This window comes from Sporosarcina pasadenensis, from assembly GCF_047228845.1.
Lineage (GTDB): Bacteria > Bacillota > Bacilli > Bacillales_A > Planococcaceae > Sporosarcina.
Genome location: NZ_JBFEGM010000013.1, coordinates 70,371 through 77,011, shown reverse-complemented (window position 1 = coordinate 77,011; position 6,641 = coordinate 70,371). Strand labels below are relative to the sequence as shown.

Here is a 6,641-nt window from a genome sequence, read left to right as displayed (position 1 = left end):
TGGTAGTAGGGGGCTTCCCCCTGTGAGAGTAGGACGTCGCCGGGCAAAGGCCATCCCCTGTGGGGGATGGTTTTTTTGTGTTTATAAATCCATCTCGACAGTTAGTGCTTAATTTGTCAAAGACATTCGACGCGATTTGGCAAGTTTCAAGCTATGGTGTTTGCCGTGGTTAATGGTATCTTATTTCGCGGGATAATGTATTCCAAGATGATCTGATATGCCGCGCCCGATGCTTTTGACAAACAAAAATAACGCCCACGTCCAGAGCAAGTCGCCTTGCGTCCAATGCGAGTCCTCCCGCGTTCAAAGAGACCCGTTCCACGCCCAAAGGAAGCCCTCTCGCGTCCAAAGAGACCCGCTCCGCGCCCAAAGGAAGTCCTCCCGCGTCCAAAGAGACCCGCTCCGCGCCCAAAGGAAGTCCTCCCGCGTCCAAAGAGATTCGCCCCGCGCTCAAAGGAAATCCTCCCGCGTCCAAAGAGATTCGCCCCGCGCTCAAAGGAAGCCCTCTCGCGTCCAAAGAGATCCGCTCCACGTCCAAAGGAAGTTCTCCCGCGTCCAAAGAGACCCGCTCCGCGCCCAAAGGAAGTCCTCCCGCGTCCAAAGAGACCTGCTCCGCGCCCAAAGGAAGTCCTCCCGCGTCCAAAGAGACCCGCTTCGCGCCCAAAGAAAGTCCTCCCGCGTCCAAAGAGACCCGCTCCGCGCCCAAAGGAAGTCCTCCCACGTCCAAAGAGATTCGCCCCGCGCACAAAGAGACCTGCTCCGCGCCCAAAGGAAGCCTTCCGTTTCCGAACTAGCCCGCCTATTAGAATACCTAGGTTATGATCAATCACCATTTATGCGCTTTTAAATACATTTATGCGCATTTAGGCAGACTTATGCGTAATTAATCAGGTTTATACGTATTTGCTTCTATTTATGCGCGGAATTTGTGAGTTATGCGTATCTGGATGCTAACTAACTCAGAATTACTTATGCTCCCCGCATGTCACTACGCCTTTAAATTTTCGTTTCAATTAATGTGCATAAATTCTTTGCTTTGCATTCTATTTCTTCTGGAAGAATAGGGTATATTGAAGAAAGGAGGTGAGAGAAGGTGATCTTGCTCAATGTGGCGAAGAGGTTTTTCAAGGAGCGATTTTTTGATCAGGCGGCGCAGACGGCTTATTATTTACTGTTATCGATGTTTCCTTTTCTCATTTTCCTTTTTTCCTTGCTGAGTTATTTACCTGTAAATGAAGAGATGTTTTTAGCGTTCCTTCGGCCATTTGCGCCGAGTGAGGCGTATGTGATCATTGAGCAGAATGTGCGGGCGATTATTTTTAAGGTGCAGGGGAACGTTTTATACACAAGCTTGGCTGCGGCTTTTTGGCTGTCATCAGTTGCTGTGCAATCGTTGGCGCGTTCGTTGGATCAGGCATATGGGTATGTCAGAAGATATGCTTTTTGGAAAGTATTGATCCGGGATTTAGGCGTCACGTTATTATTCATGTTGATCCTTTCCTTGTCTTTGTTTCTTCCGTTAGTCGAAAGGGCATTGCACGAAGTGGTGACCTATTACGATACGGTTGAGCAATGGCGCGGTTGGCAGACTGTGTGGCCGATGGTGAGATGGGGCCTTGGAACGTTGTTTTTGTTCCTGTTTTTTCTATTGTTTTACAAAGTTGTTCCGACAGGTAGAATGAAAGTGAAGGAAGTGTTGCCGGGTGCAGTATTTTCTGCAATCGGTTGGCAGCTGTTCTCGCTATTCTTCGGGGGCTATGTGGCAAATGTCGATTATACGAGACTTTATGGACAGCTATCAGGAATTATTCTGCTCGTCCTCTGGTTTTATTTGACTGCAGTCATCCTAATGGTTTCAGGATTGCTAAATGCAGAGTTGCGGGCCTTTTTGAAAAGGAAGGGAAGATAAATATGAAAATACTCGTGGTGGATGATGATGCGAATATATTGGAGTTGGTGAATATCCATTTATCTCAGGCGGGCTATGAAGTAATCAAGGCTGCTAATGGCGCGGAGGCGCTTGAGAAGCTGGAGGAGCAGCTTCCCGACTTAGCGGTTGTCGATGTCATGATGCCCGGTATGGACGGATTTGAATTGACGAAGAGGCTGCGGGCCGAAGCGGATATCCCCGTTCTATTGCTGACGGCAAAAGGGGAGATGGAGGATAAGGAGAAAGGCTTTTTGGCGGGCTCCGATGATTATGTCGTCAAGCCGTTTGAGCCAAGGGAGCTTCTGTTCAGGATCAATGCCATTTTACGCAGATATGACAAAGCTTTGGATGTGTTCATACAGGCAGGGCCATTGAAGATCAACAGGCAAAGCTATGAAGTGTCCATCGGAAAAAAGGTGTTGCTGCTGCCATTGAAGGAATTTGAGCTGTTATCTGTGCTCGCCTCCAAGCCGAATCAGGTGTTTGAACGTGATTTCCTTATTGAACGCGTATGGGGCTTCGATTATGAAGGGGATGAGCAAACGCTGAACGTCCATATCAAACGGCTGCGAGATAAGCTTGATGGGCTGCCGGAGGGCATTTGCATAACGACAGTCCGCGGAGTTGGCTATAAGCTTGAGGTGTCGGATACATGAGATCCCTCTATGGTAAATTCCTTTCCTTCACAACGGGCATAATGATGACGAGTGCTGTCATTGCATTTCTCGTCGTAAATACATATTACCACCAGCAATTGAAAGGGCAGAATGACGCAAAAAACATGAATATCGCACTCGCGATGGCGGACTATATCGAGACGGAAGAGCCTGCCGATTTGGAGAGCTATTTAAGGACGCAGGCCGCCTTGGGCTACAAGTTATTCATTGTGAATGATAACCGGGATGCACACATGTATGGGGTGCCATTCCGTAAAGAGAATTTGAGAATCGCATCTGTCGACCAGGTGCTGGACGGTCAATTGTACCACGGTATGCGTGATTTGAAGACCGAGACGTTCATGACAGGTTTCTTTTCGGATGAACTTGCGAACACGGTAGGTGTCCCGTTTACATACAATGGGAAAACATATGCACTATTCATGAGACCGGATATTAAAATGCTGTTCACGGAAGTCCATTTTCTATTGGGTGGCATGGTCGTCGTCATGGCGATTGTCAGTTTACTGTCAATGTTGATTGTGGCGAAGAAATTGATTGAACCGATCACGAAGTTGACCGCGGCGGCGAAAAGAGTAGGTGAAGAGAAGTTCACCGGAACCCTTGATATAAACCGTAGAGATGAAATTGGCCAGCTGGCGCAGAGCTTTCAGCGGATGACCGAGAAACTCGGTGAAAATGACCGGATGCGCAAGGAGTTCATCAGTGATGTTTCACATGACTTCCAATCCCCTTTGCTCAATATTAAAGGATATGCCAATTTGTTGATGGACAGTGAGCTGCCTGAACAGGAGCGGAAAAACTATGCGAAAGTTATTCAGTCCGAGACGGAACGGCTGTCTTCATTGACGAAGCAGTTATTGCTATTGACGTCCCTTGATCAGTTGGAGTCTCCCTTGAAGCCGATCAATTTTCGCTTGGATGAGCAACTCAAAGAAGTTATCCGCAAACAAAGATGGCTTCTGGAGGAGAAACAGATGTCACTTGTCATGGAGTTGGACGAAGTCTCGATAACAGGAGACCCTTCCTTTCTTGAAAAAGTATGGGAGAACCTACTCTCCAATGCGCTGAAGTATACGGAGATGGGCGGCGAGATCGATATTCGTCTGTCAGGCGGAATTGATGACGTGAAAATTGCAGTCCGGGATAACGGGGCAGGGATTGCTACAGAGCATTTGAGCAGGTTGTTCGACCGGTTTTACCGGGTCGATCATTCCAGGACGCACGAAGTCGAAGGGACGGGGCTCGGGCTTTCCATCGTGGACCAAGTCGTGAAGCTTCATGGAGGTAGGGTGGAAATTGCTAGTGTAGAAGGGGAAGGCACTACATTTACAGTCATACTTCCTAAATTGTAATCTCTTGTTCATGTTCCGTTCATGTTAGCCATTTACTATGAGAGTATAACATGAATAATTAGGAGGAAATGACATGCAAGAGAAATGGAGTTTACGGCTAATTCGTATTTCAGCGATATTCGGGATGATCGGAGCGTTTTTAGGGTCCCATATGGCGGGGGCGGGATCATATGCTTTTCGCCCGATCCATGCTCACATCCTCGTCGTCGGTTGGTTATCGGTTTTCGCTTGGGGAGTCTTCTACAAAATTTATAAAGTCCGCGCGAAAAAGTTGGTTGCCGCACATAGTTGGACGGCAATCATCGGATCAATAGGTTTAACTGCAGGTATGTGGTTCCAATTTATGAAACCATTCGGTGTGAATGAAACGTTCTCGCTCATCTTCTATATCGTCGGTGGCAGTGTTCTGCTCATTAGCTTTGCGCTATTTATTTTGGTGACATTTTTAATAGAGAAAGAGGGAAGACGGTAGTGCAAAAAGGAAAATTAAGAGGTAGACGTCTTTGGTGGTTCTCCATAGGGATTTGGCTGATAATCACAATTTTGTCTTCCGTATTTGCACCGGGCAGTAACGAAAATGTCATAGCCAATAAAGACTTCGGCTTGCCATCTGACTCTCCTTCCATCGTAGCGGGATATGAGTTGGAAAAGCATTTTCCGAATGACGGAGGCATTCTGCTCTTTGGAGTATTCCATAAGGATGGCGAGCTGTCAGATGAAGAAATTCTCAGTTTCGCGCTAGCAATTGAATCTATGAAGGAGGACAAAGCGTTTGATGAAGTGGATGTCATCCCTTTATCCAAATTACAAGCAGAGCAGCGCGCGTCATTTCTTTCGGAAAATAAAAAGACGTTTTTCATTCCGTTAACATTACCAGAAACCCTTGAAGGAAAAGATCTGAACAAATTAGTTCAATCCATTAAAGAATCTGTGGGCGGTAAAATTGACGATGCAATTGAACTGTCTTGGACGGGGCCGGCCGGAATTGCATCAGACGCGGTGGAGCTGTTTAGCCAAGCAGATATTGTCTTGTTGCTGTCAACGGTAGGGCTGATTCTAGTTTTGCTTTTAATCATTTACCGTTCGCCTCTATTGACGTTGATTCCTTTAGTAGGCGCGGGAATCGTTTACGCAGTTGTCGACCGGTTGATCGGCTTTACAACTGCACAAGGGTGGTTCGGCGTTGATAGCCAGGCGCTGTCGATTATGACGATTCTTTTGTTTGCGGTCGTTACGGATTATTCATTGCTTATTTTCTCTCGTTATCGAGAAGAATTAAAAATGCATGAGGATGCAAATGTAGCGATGAGGGAAACAATGCGCCACGTAAAAGAACCGATTTTCTTTAGCGGCAGCACAATCTTGTTGGGTGTTGCGACATTGTTTTTTGCCCTTTATGAGCCGTACCGTAATTTCGCACCAGTATTTGCAATTGCGGCAGGTGCAATGCTTATTGCGGGCTTGACGTTATTGCCTGCATTGTTTGCGGTAATTGGCAGAAAGGCATTCTGGCCGTTAATTCCGAAGTACGGTGAGGAGACAGTCGAAAAGAAAACGATCTGGGGAAAAGTGGCGGCTGTCGTTACGAAAAGGCCGTGGCAATTCATGGTTCCAATCCTATTGCTGCTTGCGTTAGGTGCTTGGAATATGACCAATATGAAAGAGTCATATGATTTAATCGCGTCATTTCCGGAAGACCTTTCATCCAGAGAAGGTTATGAGCGATTAGGAGAGGACTTCTCGAAGGGTAGCTTGGCACCGGGGACATTGCTATTTGTCACTGAAAGTGAGTTTGGCATGGAAGAAATGAGAACAGTGATTGAACGAATTGAAGAATATCCTTCCATAGCCAGTGTGACGACACAAGGCAATCCTATAAGTGAAGATGGGAAAGCAGCAAAATTCTCCATAACATTTGAAGGTAATCCTTATGATGAGGAAGCCTTTGATGCGGTGTTAAAGCTCCGGGAAGACAGCGAGAAGATCTTGAAGTATGCGAACCTGTCAGACACGTCTATGTATATTTCCGGTGAGACGGCGGTCAATGCCGATGTACGGGATATTAATGATCGGGATACGTGGATTGTTATAATCTTAATGACCGTTTTGATAACGATAATGCTAGGCTTACAAACGAGGTCCATTGTTGCGCCGCTTTACATGATCGGGAGCATTTTGCTTTCATTTGCGGCAACACTAGGGTTATCCTACTACTTATTTGAAGTGTTTTTGAATTTAGAAGGAATTAACTACCGCATTCCGCTCTATGCATTTGTCTTCCTTGTTGCATTGGGCGTCGATTATTCCATTATGCTCATTGCAAGGATACGAGAAGAGTTGAAGGCAATGCCTTTTGACGAAGCGGTGCGAAAAGGAGTAGAGCGTACCGGGGGAGTCATCAGTTCTGCAGGGCTGATCTTAGCTGCGACATTCTTAGTGCTTGCGACAATGCCGATTTATGAATTGAAGCTATTCGGGTTCATTATGGCGTTAGGAATCTTGATTGACACGTTCATCGTCCGGCCACTATTGATCCCTGCAGTTCTAGTGTTGCTTGGCAAATGGAGCTTTTGGCCGAAAAAGATTAGATAAATAAAAAGGGACTGTCCAGAAATCGGAGATAATCCAATTTCTGTAACAGTCCCTTTTCGTTTCCCAGCGTCTATGCGTAGCCCTTCA

General features: G+C 46.5%; 6 protein-coding genes. 5 read left to right on the top strand and 1 reads right to left on the bottom strand.

The genetic code is table 11. The features are described 5' to 3' along the window. Window positions 1–169: 169 nt before the first annotated feature. The gene (locus AB1K89_RS15740) at window positions 170–706 is read right to left on the bottom strand and encodes a hypothetical protein (RefSeq protein WP_413055654.1); all 537 of its coding nucleotides are present in this window, start codon (window positions 704–706) and stop codon (window positions 170–172) included. Window positions 707–1,093: 387 nt separating this feature from the next. Between AB1K89_RS15740 and AB1K89_RS15735 the strand changes: the two genes are divergently transcribed. From AB1K89_RS15735 to AB1K89_RS15715, 5 genes are all read left to right on the top strand, one after another. Further along, a complete protein-coding gene (locus AB1K89_RS15735; protein ID WP_413055653.1) occupies window positions 1,094–1,909 on the top strand; it encodes a YihY/virulence factor BrkB family protein in 816 nt (271 codons plus the stop codon). A 2-nt stretch (window positions 1,910–1,911) separates the two neighbouring features. Then, window positions 1,912–2,586 (top strand): response regulator transcription factor, encoded by a 675-nt coding sequence (locus AB1K89_RS15730; protein ID WP_413055652.1) that lies wholly within the window; start codon window positions 1,912–1,914, stop codon window positions 2,584–2,586. Beyond that, complete coding sequence (locus tag AB1K89_RS15725; protein WP_413055651.1) at window positions 2,583–3,962, top strand: sensor histidine kinase; 1,380 nt, start codon at window positions 2,583–2,585, stop codon at window positions 3,960–3,962. The genes AB1K89_RS15730 and AB1K89_RS15725 overlap by 4 nt, the downstream gene beginning before the upstream one ends. 73 nt (window positions 3,963–4,035) lie before the next feature. Further along, entirely contained in the window at window positions 4,036–4,434 is a 399-nt protein-coding gene (locus AB1K89_RS15720; RefSeq protein ID WP_252501579.1) for a hypothetical protein, read from the top strand. After that, window positions 4,434–6,554: an MMPL family transporter gene (locus AB1K89_RS15715; protein WP_413055650.1), complete on the top strand. Its 2,121-nt coding sequence runs from the start codon at window positions 4,434–4,436 to the stop codon at window positions 6,552–6,554. The genes AB1K89_RS15720 and AB1K89_RS15715 overlap by 1 nt, the downstream gene beginning before the upstream one ends. Window positions 6,555–6,641: the final 87 nt, after the last annotated feature.